Source organism: Paractinoplanes lichenicola (genome assembly GCF_016785085.1).
Classification (GTDB): Bacteria; Actinomycetota; Actinomycetes; order Mycobacteriales; family Micromonosporaceae; genus Actinoplanes; species Actinoplanes lichenicola.
Window position 1 is genome coordinate 291,363 of sequence record NZ_JAENHO010000008.1, and the last position, 18,905, is coordinate 310,267.

An 18,905-nucleotide genomic window follows, 5' to 3' on the forward strand; every position below is an offset into this window, starting at 1 on the left:
CGACCTGCCCGGCGTACGGGGAAGGCCTTTAGGCTGGGCTGATGAGCGAGCAAGTCAGCAACTGGGCCGGCAACATCGTCTTCAACGCGCGGACGCTGCGCCGCCCGGCCTCGGTCGGCGAGGTGCAGGAGATCGTGGCCGGCGGCGGGCCGATCCACGTGCTGGGCAGCGGTCACTCCTTCAACCGGATGGCCGACACCGACGGCACCCTGATCTCGCTGGCCGACCTGCCGCGGATCGCCGAGATCAGCGAGGACCGCAAGTCCGTGCGCGTCGACGGCGGCAGCCGCTACGGCGACATCGCGGCCCACCTGCACGCCAACGGCCTGGCCCTGCACAACACGGCGTCGCTGCCGCACATCTCGGTGGCCGGCGCGATCGCCACCGCCACCCACGGCTCCGGCGTCACCCACGGCAACCTGGCCACTGTCGTCTCGTCGCTCGAGTTCGTCGACGGCTCGGGCCGGCTGGTCACGCTGTCCCGCGGCGACGACGGCTTCGAGGGCGCGGTCGTGCACCTCGGCGCGCTCGGTGTGATCACCGCGCTCACGCTCGACGTGGTCCCGACGTTCGAGATCCGGCAGTACGTCTTCGACCACGTGCCCCGCGCCTCGCTCGACGAGCACCTGCACGACATGCTGGCCGACGGGTACAGCGTCAGCCTGTTCACCAACTGGACCAGCCGCGACATCAGCCACGCCTGGCTCAAGCGCACCGAGCCGATGGGCGACGAGTGGTACGGCGGGCACCTGGCCGACGGCCCGCGCCACCCCGTGCCCGGCATGCCCGCGCAGAACAGCACCGAGCAGGGCGGCGTGCCCGGCCCCTGGCACACCCGGCTGCCGCACTTCCGCATGGAGTTCACCCCGTCCAGCGGCGAGGAGCTGCAGTCGGAATACCACGTGGCCCGCGAGGACGGCCTGGCCGCGATCGACGCCGTCGCCTCGATCCGCGAGCGTGTGGCGGCGGTGCTGCAGGTCTGCGAGGTCCGCACGATCAAGGCCGACGACCTGTGGCTGAGCCCCAACTATCACCGCGACAGCATCGCCCTGCACTTCACCTGGATCGCCGACGCCGACGCCGTCACCCCGGTCGTGGCCGAGCTCGAGCAGGCGCTGGCCCCGCTGTCGCCGCGGCCGCACGTGGGCAAGGTGTTCACGATGACGCCCGAGACGATCCGCCAGGGCTGGGAACGCTTCGACGACTTCCGCGCACTGGTCGCCAAGTACGACCCGGCCGGCACGTTCCGCAACCCGTGGCTGACCGAGATCCTCGGCTGACCCTCCGAGCGCGGCCACCTGGGGCAAGGTGGCGGTATGAACGTATTCCTGACCGGCGCGACCGGTTACATCGGTTCCCACGTCCTTCCCGCGCTGAGCGCCGCCGGCCACAGCGTCACGGCGTTGGTTCGAGACCCTTCCCGCGTACGGGGTGGGGAAGCGCGCCTGGTGACCGGTGACATGCGCGACCACGACCTCGTACGGGGGCTGGCCGCCGAGGCCGACGCGGTGATCGCGACCGCCACTCCCGGGGACGCGAGCAGCGCCGACGCCGACCGTGACTTCGTCGGCGCGGTGCTGGCGGGGCTGCGGCCGGGGGCGACCCTGGTGCGTACGGGGGGAATCTGGGTGCACGGATCGGGGGCCGACCTCACCGAGGAGACCCCGCTCGCGCCGCCCGCCCTGGTCGCGTGGCGGGAGGAGATCGACAGCATGGCCCTGGCCGCCCCGGGGATCCGTTCGCTGCTGGTCGAGCCCGGGGTGGTCTACGGCCATGGCGCCGGCATCCCGGGTCTGATCTTCGCGGGCGCGCAGGTCGGCGAGCCGGCGGCGCTGCAGCTGATCGGGCCGGGCAGCCAGCACTGGGCCACCGTGCACGTCGACGACCTGGCCGAGCTGTATGTGGCCACGCTGACCGCCGGCTCCTCGGGCGACCGGCTCCTGGCGGTGAGCGGCGACAGCCCGTCGGTGGCCTCGCTGGGCGACGTGGCCAGCCGGCGGCTCGGGCTCGACGGGCGGGTGGTGGCCGAGGATCCGGCCGACACGGTGGCGCGGCTGGGCGGTTTCGGCGAGGCGCTGCTGATGGATCAGCAGGCGTCGGGGGAGAAGGCCCGCCGGGTGCTCGATTGGAAGCCGTCGCGGCCGTCGCTGCTCGAGGCCTTCGCGGCGGGCGAATACGACCCGGCCTGAAGTTTTTTGCAGAGATCGACAGGGCCCTGAGCTGCGATTTCAGGATTTCGCCGGGGAGATTACCTTAAGAAATTCTTAAGTGATGATCGACCGTGGGAGCGCTCCCGTATGGATGGCCGAAGCCAAAAATGGTCCCCCTGGCGGAAGGCGCAGTCCCAATGTACAGAAGCCGGTTCAACAAGTCCCGCACGAACGTGCGCCGCTGGCAGATCGGCGCGGTCGCGGGGCTCGCGCTCGCCACCGTCGGTGTCGGCCTGGGTGTTGCCTCGGCCGCCGAGGCTGTGCCGACTGTGAACTGTCCGTCGGTCAACAACCTGCCCGCCGTGCCGGCCCAGGCCCAGGCCGAGGTGAAGCGCAACCTGGAGCTGCTCAACACGCAGATCTCCGAGGCCAACAACCGCCTCCGTACGTCGGTGGGCGAGGGTGGCCCGGCCTTCATCCAGAACGCCATCCTGGGGCCGCTGGCCGACAAGCGCTTCGCCACGATCAACCGGATCGAGACGGCGATCGGGCGCAACGCGGCCAAGCCGAATCTGAACGCCGAGGGTCTGTCGAAGTGTTCGCTCAACGAGGACGGCGGCAACTCGGCGCAGCAGCCGACCGACGTTCCGGCCGCCGGTGAGAACGCCGGTGGAGGTGACGCGGCAGCCGGGCTTCCCACCATCAACTGCCCGGCCGTCGACAACCTGCCCGCCGTGCCGGCTCAGGCCCAGGCCGAGGTGCAGCGCAACCTGGAGCTGCTCAACACGCAGATCTCCGAGGCCAACAACCGCATCCGCACGTCGGTGGGTCAGGGTGGCCCGGCGTTCATCCAGAACGCGATCCTCGGCCCGCTGCAGAGCAAGCGGTTCGCCACGATCAACCGGATCGAGACGGCGATCGGCCGCAACGCCGCCAAGCCCGACCTGAACGCCGAGGGCCTGTCGGTCTGCTCGCTCAACGAGGACGGCGGGGCCTCGGCCGAGCAGCCGACCGACGTCCCGGCCGGCAACGCCGGTGGCAACGCGGGGGGCAACGCCGGCAACGGCAACGCCGGCAACGGCAACGCCGGCAACGGTGGCGCCACCGGCGCTCTGCCGACCGTCAACTGCCCGGCCGTGAACAACCTGCCCACGATCCCGGCCCAGGCCGCGGCCGAGGTGCAGCGCAACCTGGAGCTGCTCAACACGCAGATCGCCGAGGCCAACGCGCGGATCGCCTCCAGCGTCGGCCAGGGCGGCCCGGCCTTCATCCAGAACGCCATCCTCGGCCCGCTGGAGGACAAGCGGTTCGCCACGATCAACCGGATCGAGACGGCGATCGGCCGCAACGCCGTCAAGCCGAACCTGAACGCCGAGGGCCTCGCCCCCTGCTCGCTCAACCAGTGATCTAGCTTCGCCATCCCGCAGTCAGGCGCGCGCCCGGACCCCCACCCGGGCGCGCGTCTTCTTTTGCCATTAGTCTCGCGCGTCACGAAGGCGCATTTGTGTCACATGGCGGGGGTAGCTTCGCGCCATGGCCGACGAGTCGAAGCGCCCTCATCCGTGGCGGGTGGAGGGTGCCCCGCCCAGCGATCCACCCGGTGGCCCGAAGAGGCCGCGCTCCACCTGGCTCCGCTTCGGCGGCATGCTCGTCGTCCTGCTCGCCCTCAACTGGATCATCTCGTCGTTCTTCCTCAGCCCGGCCGAGCGCGCCCCGGTGTCGTACACGTTCTTTCTGACCCAGGTCCAGGCGAACAACGTCAGCGAGATCACCTCGACCGCCGACACGATCGAGGGCGAGTTCAAGAAGGAGACGGCGTACACGCCGACCGGCGAGACCAAGTCGGAGCAGGTCCAGCGGTTCACCACCCAGCGGCCCTCGTTCGCCGACGACAACCTGTTCGCCTCGCTGCAGGGCAACGACGTGCCGGTCAACGCGAACCCGCCCGACGCCCCGCGGCCCGTCTGGCAGCAGCTGCTGATCGGCTTCGGCCCGACGATCCTGCTGGTCGCGCTCTTCGTCTGGATCTATCGGCGGATGGCGGGCGGCGCCGGGGGAGCGCTGGGCTCCTTCGGCCGGTCGCGCGCCAAGCTCTACCAGCCAGAATCAGACCCCCGTACGACCTTCGCCGACGTCGCCGGCATCGAGGAGGTGGAGAAGGAGGTCACCGAGATCGTCGACTTCCTGCGCGAGCCCGAGAAATACCGCAAGCTGGGCGCCCAGATCCCGCACGGCGTGCTGCTCAGCGGCCCGCCCGGCACCGGCAAGACGCTGCTGGCCCGCGCGGTCGCCGGCGAGGCCCGGGTGCCGTTCTTCTCGATCTCGGCCTCCGAGTTCATCGAGGCGATCGTGGGCGTCGGCGCCAGCCGCGTGCGTGACCTGTTCGACCAGGCCAAGAAGGTCGCACCGTCGATCATCTTCATCGACGAGCTCGACGCCATCGGCCGGGCCCGGGGCAGCGCCCAGTCGCTCGGCGGCAACGACGAGCGCGAGCAGACGCTCAACCAGATCCTGACCGAGATGGACGGCTTCACCGGCAGCGAGGGCGTGGTCGTGCTGGCCGCGACCAACCGCTCCGAGGTGCTCGACCCGGCGCTGCTGCGGCCCGGCCGCTTCGACCGCCGCGTCGTGGTGAGCCCGCCCGACCTGGCCGGTCGCCGCGCGATCCTCGGCGTGCACACCCGCGGCGTGCCGCTGGCGCCCGGCGTCGACCTCGACGGCATCGCCGCCACGACGCCCGGCATGGTCGGCGCCGACCTGAAAAACCTGGTCAACGAGGCCGCGCTGCTGGCCGCCCGGCGCGGGCACACCCAGGTGGAAAATGCCGACTTCACCGACGCGCTGGAAAAGGTCGTGCTGGGCACGGTCCGCGGCATCATGCTGACGGCGGGCGAGAAGGAGCGTACGGCGTTCCACGAGTCCGGCCACGCGCTGCTGGGCATGCTGACGCCCGGCGCCGACCCGGTCCGCAAGATCTCGATCATCCCGCGCGGCCAGGCCCTGGGCGTGACGTTCCAGAGCCCGTCGACCGACCGCTACGGCTACTCGGCGAAATACCTGCGCGGCCGCATCATCGGCGCGCTGGGCGGCCGGGCCGCCGAGGAGGTCGTCTTCGGCGACATGACCACGGGCGCCGAGAGCGACCTCGACCAGGTCAGCAACATCGCCCGCCAGATGGTCGGCCGCTGGGGCATGTCCGAGGCGATCGGCCCGGTCACCGTGCTGCCCCCACCCGGCCAGGAATCCCCGCTGGGCCTCGACGGCGTCGCCCCCGCCACCAAGGAACTGATCGACGCCGAGGTCCGCAAGATCGTCGAATCCTGCTACGCCGAGGCTCTGTCGCTGCTGCGCTCCCACCGCCCCCAGCTCGACAGCCTGGCCCACCGCCTGCTCGAAACGGAAACCCTCGACGAGGCCGACGCCTACGCCGCGGCCGGCATCAGCCCGTCCGAGGCCCCCGGCGCGGTCGCCCGCGGCGAGGCCCCCGGCGCCTCACCGGCCCCCGGCATCCCCCACGAAACCGCGTCCGACCCCGCCCCCGCCGGCCTCCCAGCCGCGACCGCCCCGGCCTCGTCCGATTCCGCCCCCGCCGGCCTCCCGGCCGCGACCGGCTCCGCAACGGTGGCCGAACTGCCGGCCCAACGGGTTCCTGGTTCGTCCTGACGCCCCGGCGGCCGCGGCGGGCACCCCTCGCCCCTCGCGGCCGCCTATCGTGCGTAGTTATGACCGAGGTGCCGCCGGGCGACAGTCACGTGCACAGCGAATGGTCGTGGGACACACCGATCGGAGACATGGAGGCGACCTGCGCCCGAGCGGTCGAATTGGGCGTGCCCGCCGTGGCCTTCACCGAGCATCTCGACCACATCGTGTGGACCGCCGACCGGGCCACGCTGGAGGAGAGCCCGCACCTGGCGTCATTCGCCGACGCCGAGGGCCGGGTCACCGCGCCCCCGTTCGACGCGGCCGGCTACCTGGCCGCGATCGAGCGATGCCGGCAGCGCTTCCCGTCCCTGCGGGTGCTCAGCGGCCTGGAGATCGGCGAGCCCCACCTGCACACCGAGGCCGTCGCCCGGATCCTGAGCGCCGGCCACTTCGACCGGGTGCTCGGCTCGATGCACGCACTGCCCATCGCCGGCACGTACTACGAGCCACCAGGAATGTTCGAGCACCTCGGCCGGGTCGAGGCGTTTCGGCGCTATCTGACCGAGATCCCGGCCGTCGTCGCCGGCAGCGACGTGTTCTCGGTCTTCGCCCACATCGACTACCCCGTACGGTTCTGGCCCGCCACCGAGCGCTTCGACCCGTACGCGTTCGAGTCCGAGTTCCGCCACGCCCTGAAAGCCCTCGCCCAGGGCGGCCGCACGCTGGAGGTCAACACCCGGGTGCCCCTGCACCCCGAGATCGTCCGCTGGTGGCGCGAAGAGGGCGGCACCTCGATCTCCTTCGGCAGCGACGCCCACTCACCCGAGAGCCTGGCCGACGGCTTCCTCACCGCCGCCCACATGGTCGAAGCCCACGGCTTCCACCCCGGCCGCGAACCCCACGACCTCTGGCACCGCTGACCGCGCTGAGCCTGGATGTGTGCCCCCCGACGTCTGGCGCGGTCGGACGCGGCCGGCTGGGTTGCGAGCCCCGGCCATCTGACTTCGGCGGTGGAGTGAGTGGGCGGGGTGGGCTTGGTCATTGTTTGCTTGCGCTTCGGGTGTCTGTTTCCGGGTTGCCTTTTGGTGGTGGATAGCGTGGGCGCCGACTAAGGGGGATGGACATGCCGGACACATTGCCGGGCGACAGCCACGTGCACAGCGAGTGGTCGTGGGACACGTCGGCCGGAGACATGGTGGGGACTTGTGCCCGGGCCGTCGAGATCGGGTTGCCGGCGGTTGCGTTCACCGAGCATCTCGACTTCAACCACTGGCTGGCCACCCCGGAATCGTTGGAAGTGAGTCCTCACTACTTGCCCTTCACCGGGGACGACCTGGTGGTGCGGCCGCCGGTGTTCGACGCGCGGGCCTATCTCGCGGCGATCGACGACTGCCGTGAGCGGTTTCCGGGGCTGCGCATCCTGAGCGGGCTGGAGATCGGGGAGCCGCACCTCAACCCGGATGCTGTCGCCGGGATTCTGAGTGCGGGGCCGTTCGACCGGGTGCTCGGATCGTTGCACTGCCTGCCGATGGCCGGCGGTCACACCAGCCCGCCCGTGCTGCTCGAGCAGGTCAAGCCGGGTGAGCTCGTCCGTCGCTATCTGGCCGAGGTGCCGTCGGTCGTGGCCGCGAGCGATGCGTTCGCCGTGTTCGCGCACATCGACTACGCGATCCGCTTCTGGCCGGCCGACGTGGCGCCGTTCGAGGCGGCCGACTTCGAGCCCGAGTTCCGGCACGCGTTGCGCGCCCTGGCCGACAGTGACCGCACGCTGGAGGTCAACACCCGCCTCCCGCTGGACCCGCAGATCGTCGGCTGGTGGCGCGAGGAGGGCGGCCGCACGGTGTCCTTCGGCAGCGACGCCCACCTGCCGTCGGCCCTGGCCCGGGGTTTCCGCGAGGCCGCACACATGGTCGAGGCCCACGGCTTCCGCCCCGGCCGCGAGGCCCACGACTTCTGGACCCGCTGACGGGCGAGATACGCGGGCGTAAGAGTCGCGAGTCGCTGAGAGCGGCCCTAGCGGACAGGGCCGAGGCCCCCGGCGGCGGTGCCGGGGGCCTCGGGGCGAACGGCGGCTCAGTGGCGGCCGACCAGCTCCGGCGAAGGAGTGGGTGGGGTGACGGCCGGGGCGGCGTGCCGGCCGCGGGGGCGCATGAAGCGGGGCGCCCACCAGTTGGCCTTGCCCAGCAGTGTCATGGCCGACGGCAGGACCACGGCGCGGATGATGGTGGCGTCGAGGAGGATTGCGGCGGCCAGGCCGATGCCCAGTTGTTTCATGTCGATCGTGGACAGGGTGGCGAAGATCGAGAAGACCGCCACCATCACCAGGGCCGCGCTGCTGACCGTGCCGGCCGAGCCGGTGATGCCCTCGGCCACGGCCTCGCGGGTCGGCACGCCGCGCAGCACCGCCTCGCGGATCCGGGACACCACGAACACGTGGTAGTCCATCGACAGGCCGAACAGCACCACGAACAGGAACAGCGGCAGCCAGCTGACGATCGCGTCCATCGAGGTGAAGTTGAGCAGGTCGGGCGCCCAGCTGCCCTGGAAGACCAGAACCAGCAGCCCGTACGCGGCCCCGACCGACAGCAGGTTGAGCAGGATCGACGTCAGGGCCACCACGAGCGAGCGGAACGTCCAGGCCATCATCAGGAACGTCAGCAGCAGCACGACCCCGGCCACGATCGGCAGCGTCTGCCAGATGTGCTTGGCGTAGTCCTCGTTGTTGGCCACGTCGCCACCGACGGCGTGGTCAAAACCCTTCAATTCGGCCGGTACGAGGTCGGAGCGCAGCCGGTGCAGCGAGTCGGCGGCCTCCGAACTGCGCGATGAGAACGGTGTCGCCACGTGCAGCACCGTGACCGTCTTGTCCGGGGAGACCTCGATCTCCGGCCCGTCCTGCTCCAGCGGCGCGAACAGGGGGTCGCCCTGCGTCTTCTCGGCGATGCGCGTCAGAGCCGCCTGAACAGCCCCGGCGGAGGAAGCGGGCGCCTGAACGGTGATCAGGTGATTGGTGCCGTTGCTCGGGTAGGCCGCGGTCAGCCGGTCGTACGCCTGCATGGCCGGCGTCGTGCGCGGCAGGTCCTCCGTACCGGGGAACTTGAGGTTCATGCCCAGCGCCGGCGCGGCCAGGGCCAGCAGCGCGAGCACGCTCACGATCAGGGTCGCGGCCGGCCAGCGCAGCGCCGGGTGGAGCACGCGCCGCCAGAAGGTGCCGTCGTTGCGGGCGGTCAGGCGCCACACGAACGGCACCCGCGGCCGGTCGACCCAGCGGCCCAGCTTGGCCAGGATGGCCGGCAGCACGGTCAGCGAGCCGAGCACGGCCACCGCGACCACGAGGATCGAGCCCACCGCGAGCGACGAGAACGTGGAGTCACCGGCCAGGAACAGCCCGGCCATCGCGATGATGACGGCCGTGCCGCTGACCACCACGGCGTGCCCGGAGGTCTCGGCGGCGATCTCCACCGCGTCGACGTGCCCGCGCCCCTTCGCCCGTTCCTCGCGTTCTCGCCGGACGTAGAACAGCGAGTAGTCGACGCCCACGGCCATGCCGATCAGCAGGATCACGCTGGCGGTGACGTCGGTCGACGGGATCAGGTGCGAGGCCAGCGTGGAGAGACCCATGGCCGCGGCCACCGACGACAGGGCCAGCAGCACCGGCACCCCGGCCGCGATCAGCGCGCCGAAGACCAGGATCAGGATGGCCAGGGTGACCGGCAGGCTGAGGATCTCGGCCCGGGTGAAGTCGTCGCCCAGCGTGTCGTCCAGGGCCTTGTTGATGGACGGCCCGCCGACCTGCTCGACCCGCAGGTCGGGATGCGCCGCCTGCACCTCGGCGGTGGCCGAGCGCAGCGGCTCGACGCGGTCGGAGGCCGTCTCGGGGTCGCCGCTCATCGTGATCGGCACCAGCAGCGCCGAGCCGTCGTTGGCCGGGATCGGCTTGCCCACCTCGGCCACGCCGGTGACCGAGCGCAGCGTCGTGGTGGCATCGGCGGCGGCCTTGTTCGCGGCCGCGGTGTCGAGTTTCCCCGTACGGGCGGTGATCAGCACGTTGTCGACGGCGGGCTCGTCCGCGAAGCCGCCCTCGTCGATCATCACGTACGCCCGGCCGGCCTCGCCGATCGCGTCGTCCTGCGCGGTCGCCTCCTTGAGGCCGGCCGCATTGCCGCCCACGAAGCACACCGCCACGAAGACCACCCAGAGCGCGATCGCGCGCCACGGATGTTCGGCGCTCCATCGCGCCATGCGTACCGTCACCGGTCGCCTGCCCATTGCTGCCCCCCAGCTGTGAATCCTGTGTCGCAGCTGAAGTTATGGAGTGCGGACGCTGGGTACATCGGGGCCGGACCCCGGTCGGCCCCGGAGGTCGTGACACGCCGGTGAGCGTCGGAAACGCGACGCCACGCGGGGTAAAGGCCTGCAAAACGGCCATACGGATCAGGGTTTACCCGGGGACTTCCCCGATTCGCGGCCCTTGATCCCTTTGGTTAGGTTGTCCACATGGGACAGCGAAAGAGGTCGATTCTCACCGCGATCGGCGCCGCCGCGATCGTGCTCCTCGGGTCAGCCGGCCCGGCGCACGCGATCGCGAACGGTGATCCGGTCAAGAAGGGCCGATACGCCTTCTCGGTCAAGCTGACCATGACCGGTATCCCGACCGCCGACGGCGGCAAGCGAAACAGCGCGTGCTCCGGCGCGCTGGTCGCCCCCCAGTGGGTGATCACGGCCGGGCACTGCTTCCGTGACGAGAACGGGGTGCGGGTCGAACGCCCGGTCGCCGACTCGACGATCGCGACGATCGGCCGCACCGATCTCACCGACACCTCACGGGGGCACGAGCTGGAGATCGTGGCGGTGCGTCAGTCGACGACCGCCGACGTGTCGCTGGCCAAGCTGGCCGAGCCGGTTCGTGACGTCCGCCCGATCCGGGTGGGCCGCACGGCGCCGGAGGTCGGGGACGTGCTGCGGGTCACTGGTTACGGGTCCACCACGAGCGTGAACCCGGCCCCGGTGACCTGGCTGCGCACAGGAGAGATGGAGGTGGTCGCGCTCAGCGACTCGGTCACTCAGGTCGAGGGGTTCGCCCCGCAGGCCGACACCACACCCTGCCCGTACGACTCGGGCGGCCCGTTCTTCGTGGAGCGGGGCAAGCGGCCGCCGGCGCTCGTCGCGGTGGTCAGCAACGGGCCGTCGTGCCCGCACGACAGCATCGAGAACGCCGCCCGGGTGGACAACCTGGCCTCCTGGGTTTCTCAAGTCACACACTGACCCCTGTTCGTCGGGCCGGTTGCGGGGAAACCCGTAACCGGCCCTTTCGTGTGCGGTGAACTTGATGAGGCGAAGCGAACTGTGAGGACCGCCACGGTCGGTTACCGACCAGCCTGGTCCGTAACCGACTAGGGTGGTCCGCATGCCGCGACCGACGAAGCAACAGATCGACGACGAGATCCTGGAGACCGCCGCGACCCTTTTCGCGCGGCACGGCTTCAAGGAGACGTCGATCCAGCGCATCGCCGACGCGGTGGGCTATTCCAAGACCGGTCTGCTGCATCGCTATCCGACCAAAGAGGCGCTGCAGCAGGCAGTGGTCGATCACGCCCTGCGGGACATCCGCGAGGTGGCCGCCGCGGTGCGCGACCTGCCGCCTGGCCCGGGTCGTGACCGAGCGGCCGTCGCCGGCATCGCCCGCCTGGCCCTGGAGGGTCGCGGCACGGTCGCGCTCCTGCTCAGCGGCCTGGTGAGTGAGCCCGAGAGCGAGCTCGGCTGCATCCTCGAAACCATCGGCGACGTGATCTTCGAGTGTTTCGCGACCGATCCCGAAACCGATCCGATCCGCGCGGTCCGCGTGGTCGGGGCCCTGGGCGCGCTCGCTGTCGTGGGCGTCACCCTGCAGGCCAAGCCGCTCGTCGTCACCCTCGACGACCTCATCGACGTCAGCTACGACGCGCTCGGCCACGGCCGGGCCGCGTCCGCATAAGCCGCGTTCGCACCGACGAGCAAGGGAACAAGCACATGGCAACACTGCTGCATCGCCTCGGCCGGGGCGCAGTCCGCCACAAGGCCATCGTCATGGTCGCCTGGCTGGTCGCCCTCATCGCGCTGGGCGTGGGCGCCGCCACCCTCTCCGGCAAGATGGCCAATTCCTTCTCGATCCCGGGGCAGGAGTCGACCACCGCCCTCGAACTGATGGAGCAGCGCTACGGCGAGGCCTCGTCCGGCGCGACCGCCCAGGTGGTGATGGCGGCCCCCGGCACCGGCAAGATCACCGACCAGGCCGCCGCCGCCCAGGTCGCCCAGGTCGTGGCCAAGCTGCAGAAGCTGCCGGGCGTCATCTCGGCCACCAACCCCCTCGACCCGCAGGCGCCGACCGTGTCGCGGGACCAGCGCGCCGCCTACAGCACGGTCACCTACGACGTGAAGCCTGAGCAGATCACCCCCGAGCAGCGCGAGGCGCTGACCGCGGTGGTCGACGAGTCGCGCGGCGCCGCCCTGACCGTCGAGGCGCGCGGCGACGCCACGCAGGAGTCGGGCGCCGACATCGGCGGCGCGGGCGAGATCATCGGTGTGGTCGTGGCGCTGGTCGTGCTCGCGATCACCTTCGGCTCGCTGCTGCTGGCCGGCATGAACCTGCTGACCGCGCTCATCGGCGTGGGCATCGGCGCGCTCGGCATCGTCACGCTCAGCGGCTTCACCGAGCTGCAGGCGACCACCCCGATCCTGGCGGTGATGCTGGGCCTGGCGGTCGGCATCGACTACGCGCTGTTCATCGTCACCCGGTTCCGGCAGGAGCTGCGCCGCGGCCTGCCGGTGCCCGAGGCCGTCGCGCTCTCGGTCGGCACCGCCGGCTCGGCCGTCGTGACCGCGGGCCTGACCGTGGTGATCGCGCTGGCCGGCCTGTCCGTCGCCGGCATCCCGTTCCTGACCGAGATGGGCCTGGCCGCCGCGGCCACCATCGTCGTCGCCGTGCTGGTGGCGATCACCCTCGTACCCGCCTTCCTGGGCGCGATCGGCCTGCGCGCGCTGCCCAGGAGCGCCCGGCAGAACCCCACCGAGGCCCCCGTACGCGACCGGGGCTTCTATCGCGGGTGGGCGCACATGGTGACCCACCAGCGGGCGCTCAGCCTGATCGTCGCGGTCGCCGCCCTGGCCGTGATCGCGATCCCGTTCTTCTCGATGCAGACCACGCTCATCCAGCGGGCCGCCGAGGGCAGCACCCAGGAGAAGGCCGACGAGATCATCTCCGAGCGGTTCGGCCCCGGTTTCGCGGGCCCGCTGCTGGTGCTGGTCGACGGCTCCGGCGCCCCGGCGTACGCGACGACCGTACGGGAAAAGATCTCCGCTCTGCCCGGCGTGGCCTTCGTGGCCGAACCCCAGCCGAGCCAGGCCGGCAACACGGCGCTGATCTCGATCATCCCGGCCTCGGGGCCCGAGGACACCGCCACGATCGACCTGGTGCACGCCATCCGCGACGACGTCGCCGACGGGCCGGACGCCGAGGTCTACGTGACCGGGCAGACGGCGGTCAGCATCGACGTGTCGGAGAAGCTCGACCAGGCCCTGCCGATCTATCTGATCCTGGTCGTCGGCCTGGCCTTCGTGCTGCTCGTGCTGGTCTTCCGGTCGCTGCTGGTGCCGGTGGCCGGTGTGGTCGGCTTCCTGCTCACGATCGGCGCGGCGCTCGGCGCGACGACCGCGGTGTTCCAGTGGGGCTGGCTGGCCGACGTGGTCAACGCCGAGACCACCGGACCGCTGCTCAGCCTGGCCCCGATCATCATCGTCGGCATCCTGTTCGGCCTGGCCATGGACTATCAGGTCTTCCTGGTCTCGCGGATGCACGAGGCGCACGCCCACGGCGTCGAGCCGCGCGAGGCGGTGATCACCGGCTTCCGGCAGGCGGCCCCGGTGGTCGTGGCCGCGGCGACGATCATGTTCGCGGTGTTCGCCGGCTTCGTGCCCGAGGGCAACGACACGATCAAGCCGATCGCGTTCGCCCTGGCCATCGGCATCCTGTTCGACGCCCTGGTGGTCCGCATGGTCATCGTGCCGGCGGCGATCGCGCTGATGGGCCGCTCGGCCTGGTGGCTGCCGAGCTGGCTGCGCTGGCTGCCGGTCGTCGACGTGGAGGGCGCGGCCCTGGAACGGCACGTTCCGGACGACGCGCGCGACATCGAGGAACACGCCCACGCGGTCTAAAACCTCGCCTGAACCGGCTTTCGTCGCAAATATCCTGAAGCAGGTCGCCGAATCCCCCACGTAACGGCCGTCCGGTTGCTGGAATTGAGGCATGTGGCCGGAACATGAAGAGGATTTGAGCGGGCTACCGGGTGCCGAGGTCAGATCGGCCCTGGAGACCTGGCGCTCCGGCCTGGTCGATCTGACCGGCACCAACCCCCTGCTCAACTTCGCCCGGGTCGCCTCGGGCGCCGTGGAGATCACCGGCCCGGCGCCCAAGGCGATCGTCAAGGTCCTGCAGGAGGGCGGCGGATACGCCTTCCACTCCGACGACCCGGACGCCGCCGGGCACGTGCTGCGCACCGAGCTGGCCGACGAGCAGCTCGGTGCGTTGCTGCACGGCTTCTGGCGCCGCTCCCGCCAGGAGATGCTCGACCGGGGAGTGTCCCCGCTCTATCTGGGCCTGGGCATGCTGCACTGGTCGGACGACGACGGCTCCCCGTACGAGAGCCCGATCCTGCTCATCCCGGTCGAGATCGACCCGGCCGGCCCCCGGCTGATCGCCCGCCCCGAGGACCCGATCGTCAACCCGGCCCTGGTCGTGCGGATGGGCGAGCTCGACATCGAGATCCCCGAGATCAACTCGCTGGCCGAGCTCGACGTCACCGTGCTCTGGGCCAAGGTCGACGTAGCGATCGGCGAGCGGCGCGGCTGGTACGCCGACGAGACGGTCACCCTGTCCTGCCTGAGCGTGCACCGCGAGGCGATGTATTACGACCTGTTCTTCAACGAGCCGCACATCGTCGAGCACCCGGTCGTCCGCGCGCTGGCGACCCGCGACGCCGACCGTACGTTCGCCTTCGAGCCCACCCCGGTCGAGCGGATCGACGTCGTGGCCCCGCCCGAGGACGTGCCGCTGATCCTCGACGCCGACGCCGGGCAGCGGGTCGCGGTGGCCGCCGCCGTGGCCGGGCGCAGCTTCGTGCTCGAGGGCGCGCCCGGCACCGGCAAGTCGCAGACGATCGCCAACATCGTCGGCGGCCTGATGCACGCGGGCAAGCGGGTGCTGGTCGTCTCGGAGAAGGCGGCCGCGCTCGACACTGTGCAGCGCCGGCTCACCGAGGCCGGGCTCGGCAACTACCTGCTCGCCCTGCACAGCGACCTGACCGGGCGCCGCGAGGTGGCCGACGCGCTGGCCTCGGCCCTCGAGACCGACGCGGTGCCGCTGGCGACCATGGACCCGATCGACCGGCGGGCCGTCCGCGAGCGGCGGGAAAGGCTCACCTCGTACGCGGAAGCCTTGAACCGCGTCCGGCAACCGCTCGGCCGCAGCCTGTTCGACGTGCTCGGCATCTGCGCCCGGCTGCTCGACGTGCCCGCGGCCCCGGTCGCCAAGGTCGACCCGCACGACCTCTCCGCGGAGGCCGTCCACCGCATCCACGACGCGGTGGCCCGGCTCGGGCGGGTGCGCAGCGAGTCGTACGTGTGGCGCGAGGCGATCGACCGCGAGCCGCTGGACGCCCGGCTGCGCCAGGCCCTGCACTCGCTGGGCAAGCTGGCCGAGACGGTGATCGCCAACTCGACCCTGGCCGACGCGTTCGACCTGCACGAGCCGTCCGGCGCGGCCCGGCTGGCCGCCCTCTCGGCGCACGCGGGCAAGCGCCCGGTCAAGGTCGAGGAGGACTGGCTGACGATCGACACCATCCAGCCGGTGCAGAAGGCGGCCACCGACCTCACCCACCACCTGGCCGCGCTGCGCTACGGCGGCATCCCGTGGTCCGAGCTGCCGTCGGCCGACGACATGTCCGGCATCCCCGACCTGTCGCACCTGATCCCCGAGGCCGTCGACCTCAAGCCGCTCAACGCCGCGCAGGCCGACCACCTGGCCAACAAGTTCGCCGAGGAGGCCGACCGGCTGGAGAGCCGCCAGGAGAGCCTGGACCGGGTCACCGCGCGGCTCGGCCTGCCCAACGTGGTCACGTTCTCCGACTCGAACCGGGTCATCACGATCTCCGACCTGATCAACCGCGAGCACAAGCCCGAGCCGGCCTGGTTCGAGACCGGCGGGATGCCCGCAGCCCACGCGGCGGTGCGCGCCCTGCGGCTGGCGATCGACCGCGTACGGGAAACCGAGTCGCAGGCCCGTCAGCACTTCGACGAGACGGTGCTGGGCGAGCCGATCACCGAGGTGGCCGACCGGCTCACCCGCAACCGGGGCCCCCGCAAGCTGCTGCGGCCCTATCGGCGCGACAAGAAGCTGGCCGCCGAGGCCGCCCTGCCCGACGTCAAGCCGGCCCAGGCGGTGGCCAACGTCGAGGACGCCGCCGCCTGGAAGAACGCGCTCGAGGACCTGGCCGCGGCCGAGGCCGAGCACGCCGAGCAGCTGGGCCGGCACTGGAAGGGCATGAACACCGACTTCCACGCCGTCCAGGAGGCCCTGCACACCGCGGACGAGGTGATCCGCGAGGTGCCGGCCGACGCGCTGCCCGCCGTCACCGTGCACGTCTGCGCGCCCCGGCCCAACAGCGCGCTGCTGCGGATCGTGGGCGAGGCCCGCGACGAGTTCACCCGGTTCCGCACCACGCTGCGCCCGGCGCCCGCCCGGGCCCCGCGGCCCGAGCTGGGGGAGGGCGCGATCGCCGACGCGGTGACGTGGCTGCGCGCCCACATCGCCCCGCTGCACGCCGCGGCCGAGATGATCCGGTCCTACAGCGTGCCGACCGGTCGCGACCTCACGCTCGCCGAGGCCATGGAGATCGCCGAGCAGCGCCAGGCCGCCACCGACGCCGAGGCCGCCATCTGGGCCGATGCCACGACGCACTCGGCCGTGCTGGGCACGGTCTATCGCGGCACCAAGACCGACGACGAGGCGATGAACGAGGTCGTCGCGTGGACGGTGCAGGCCCGGCGGCTGATGACCGGCGAGGACGCCCCGATGACCCGGGACCAGGCGCACGCGCTGATGGAGGCCCACCCGACCGAGGAGCTGTCCCCGGCAGTGGCCGGCTGGGAGTCGGCGCGGGGGCACGTGCTGGACGCGTTCGGCCCGGCCCGGCACGCCGAGCTGACCGAGCGGCTGGGCGACTACGACAACGCCCGCGACCTGCTCGTCGAGCTGCTGCACGACGGCGAGGGGCAGCAGGAGTGGTTCCGGCACGAGGACGCCCGGCGGGTGCTGGTCGAGCACGGCCTGGCCGACGCGCTGGAGTTCTGCGCCGACGAGGAGACGCCGATCGAGCAGGTCTGGCCGGTGCTGGAACGCTCGCTCTACCGCGGCTGGGCCGACGCCGTCATCCGCGACGACCCGGGCCTGCAGCCGACCGCCGCCGAGGACCGTACGCACCTGGTCGACGTCTATCGGCTGCTCGACCGCGAGCTGACCTCGGCCGCGCTGGCCGACATCGTCTACGCCGTGGAGGCCCGGCGGCCGTCCGCGTCGGCCGGCGGCGAACCCGGCGTGATCCGGCGCGAGGGCAACAAGCAGTCCGGTCACCTGCCCGTGCAGGAGCTGCTGGCCCAGGCCCGGCACGCGGTGCAGGGGCTCAAGCCGTGCCTGCTGATGAGCCCGCTCGCGGTGAGCCGCTACCTGCCGCCCGAGATGGAGTTCGACATGGTCGTCATCGACGAGGCGTCGCAGGTGACCACGGCCGACGCGATCAACTGCATCTATCGCGGCGACGCGCTCGTGGTCAGCGGCGACGACCGGCAGCTGCCGCCGACCTCGTACTACGACCGGGTCTCCGACGACGTCACCGACTTCCCGTCCATCCTCGAGCTGGCCCGCGAGACCTTCCCGACCCTGCACCTGGGCTGGCATCACCGCAGCCGGCACGAGGCGCTGTTCGCCTTCGCCAACCTCGCCTACTACCACGGCCGGCTGGTCGGCATGGCCCGCAGCTATCCGCAGGAGCCCGACCACGGCGTCGAGATGTTCCTGGTCGAGGGCGTCTATCGGCGGCAGACCACGTCGGACAACCCGATCGAGGCCGACGCGGTGGCCGAGCGGGTGCTGCACCACTACGCGACCCGGCCCGACAAGACGCTCGGCGTGGTCACGCTCTCGGTGGCGCAGGCCGACGCCGTCGACGACGCGGTGCGCCACGCCATCGCCGAGCGCCCCGACCTCGAGCACCACTTCGACAACAAGGACCGGCTCTCCGGGTTCTTCTGCAAGAGCCTCGAGGCGGTGCAGGGCGACGTCCGCGACGTGATCATCATGTCGGTCGGCTACGGCTACGACGAGAACGACAAGATCAGTACGAACTTCGGCTCGCTCAACCGCCCGATGGGCTGGCGCCGCCTCAACGTGGCCATCACCCGCGCCCGCGAACGGATCGAGGTGGTCTCGTCGATCCGGGCCGGGGACGTGCCCGACATGGGCAACGAGAGCGTGCGGCACCTCAAGGCCTACCTCGAATACGCCGAGCGGTCGGCCGCCACGCTGGGCCGCGAGATCACCGACCGCGAGGACGCGTCGCCGTTCGAGGACGCCGTGCTGACCGCCCTGACCTCATGGGGCTATCGGGTGCGGCGCCGGGTCGGCGCGGCCGGGCACTGGGTCGACCTGGCCGTGCTGCACCCCGACCAGGACGACGACGTGTTCGCCATCGGCATCGAGTTCGACGGCCCGGACTACCAGCACATCCCGTCGGCCCGCGACCGTGACCGGCTGCGCGACGAGGAGCTGCGCGAGCTCGGCTGGCACACGCACCGGATCTGGTCGGTGGCCTGGTATCAGAACCCGGCCGAGGAGCAGAACCGGCTGCGCGCGGCGATCGACCGGGCGCTGGCCGACCCGGTCGGCGTCGACCAGCTCGCCGTCCCGGAATGGCCGCCGTACCGGGCGATCTCGGGGGAGCTGCTGCCGCCCGAGACGTCCATGACCCCATCAGGTGACACCCTTTCGGGGGAATAGCCGGTATTCGCGCATGGTGGCCGCTTCGA

At 71.3% G+C, this 18,905-nt stretch carries 11 protein-coding genes; 10 read left to right on the top strand and 1 reads right to left on the bottom strand.

Annotation, left to right across the window (positions count from 1 at the left end; translation table 11 throughout):
• The first annotated feature begins 41 nt into the window (after window positions 1–41).
• From JKJ07_RS28400 to JKJ07_RS28425, 6 genes are all read left to right on the top strand, one after another.
• The gene (locus JKJ07_RS28400; protein WP_202994867.1) at window positions 42–1,280 is read left to right on the top strand and encodes an FAD-binding protein; all 1,239 of its coding nucleotides are present in this window, start codon (window positions 42–44) and stop codon (window positions 1,278–1,280) included.
• A gap of 36 nt (window positions 1,281–1,316) precedes the next feature.
• On the top strand, window positions 1,317–2,189 hold the full coding sequence (locus JKJ07_RS28405) for an NAD-dependent epimerase/dehydratase family protein (protein ID WP_202994868.1): 873 nt from the start codon (window positions 1,317–1,319) through the stop codon (window positions 2,187–2,189).
• A 158-nt stretch (window positions 2,190–2,347) separates the two neighbouring features.
• Window positions 2,348–3,556 carry a hypothetical protein gene (locus JKJ07_RS28410; RefSeq protein ID WP_202994869.1) on the top strand — a complete coding sequence of 403 codons (1,209 nt, stop codon included), beginning with the start codon at window positions 2,348–2,350 and terminating at the stop codon, window positions 3,554–3,556.
• Window positions 3,557–3,683: 127 nt separating this feature from the next.
• Window positions 3,684–5,813, top strand: a complete 2,130-nt coding sequence (gene ftsH, locus JKJ07_RS28415; protein ID WP_236030037.1) for an ATP-dependent zinc metalloprotease FtsH — start codon at window positions 3,684–3,686, stop codon at window positions 5,811–5,813.
• Window positions 5,814–5,872: 59 nt separating this feature from the next.
• A complete protein-coding gene (locus JKJ07_RS28420; RefSeq protein ID WP_202994870.1) occupies window positions 5,873–6,712 on the top strand; it encodes a PHP domain-containing protein in 840 nt (279 codons plus the stop codon).
• A gap of 203 nt (window positions 6,713–6,915) precedes the next feature.
• Window positions 6,916–7,758 carry a PHP domain-containing protein gene (locus tag JKJ07_RS28425; RefSeq protein WP_236030038.1) on the top strand — a complete coding sequence of 281 codons (843 nt, stop codon included), beginning with the start codon at window positions 6,916–6,918 and terminating at the stop codon, window positions 7,756–7,758.
• Window positions 7,759–7,865: 107 nt separating this feature from the next.
• On the opposite strand, the gene JKJ07_RS28430 is transcribed toward JKJ07_RS28425, so the two are convergent.
• The gene (locus JKJ07_RS28430; protein WP_307834451.1) at window positions 7,866–10,046 is read right to left on the bottom strand and encodes an MMPL family transporter; all 2,181 of its coding nucleotides are present in this window, start codon (window positions 10,044–10,046) and stop codon (window positions 7,866–7,868) included.
• A 243-nt stretch (window positions 10,047–10,289) separates the two neighbouring features.
• Between JKJ07_RS28430 and JKJ07_RS28435 the strand changes: the two genes are divergently transcribed.
• The 4 genes from JKJ07_RS28435 to JKJ07_RS28450 all read left to right on the top strand — a co-directional run bounded on the left by JKJ07_RS28435 (window position 10,290) and on the right by JKJ07_RS28450 (window position 18,876).
• Window positions 10,290–11,057: a S1 family peptidase gene (locus JKJ07_RS28435; protein WP_202994873.1), complete on the top strand. Its 768-nt coding sequence runs from the start codon at window positions 10,290–10,292 to the stop codon at window positions 11,055–11,057.
• 142 nt (window positions 11,058–11,199) lie between these two features.
• Complete coding sequence (locus JKJ07_RS28440) at window positions 11,200–11,766, top strand: TetR/AcrR family transcriptional regulator (RefSeq protein WP_202994874.1); 567 nt, start codon at window positions 11,200–11,202, stop codon at window positions 11,764–11,766.
• A gap of 35 nt (window positions 11,767–11,801) precedes the next feature.
• Window positions 11,802–13,982 (top strand): MMPL family transporter, encoded by a 2,181-nt coding sequence (locus JKJ07_RS28445; protein ID WP_202994875.1) that lies wholly within the window; start codon window positions 11,802–11,804, stop codon window positions 13,980–13,982.
• A gap of 115 nt (window positions 13,983–14,097) precedes the next feature.
• Window positions 14,098–18,876 carry a PDDEXK-like endonuclease domain-containing protein gene (locus JKJ07_RS28450; protein ID WP_202994876.1) on the top strand — a complete coding sequence of 1,593 codons (4,779 nt, stop codon included), beginning with the start codon at window positions 14,098–14,100 and terminating at the stop codon, window positions 18,874–18,876.
• Window positions 18,877–18,905 lie beyond the last annotated feature (29 nt).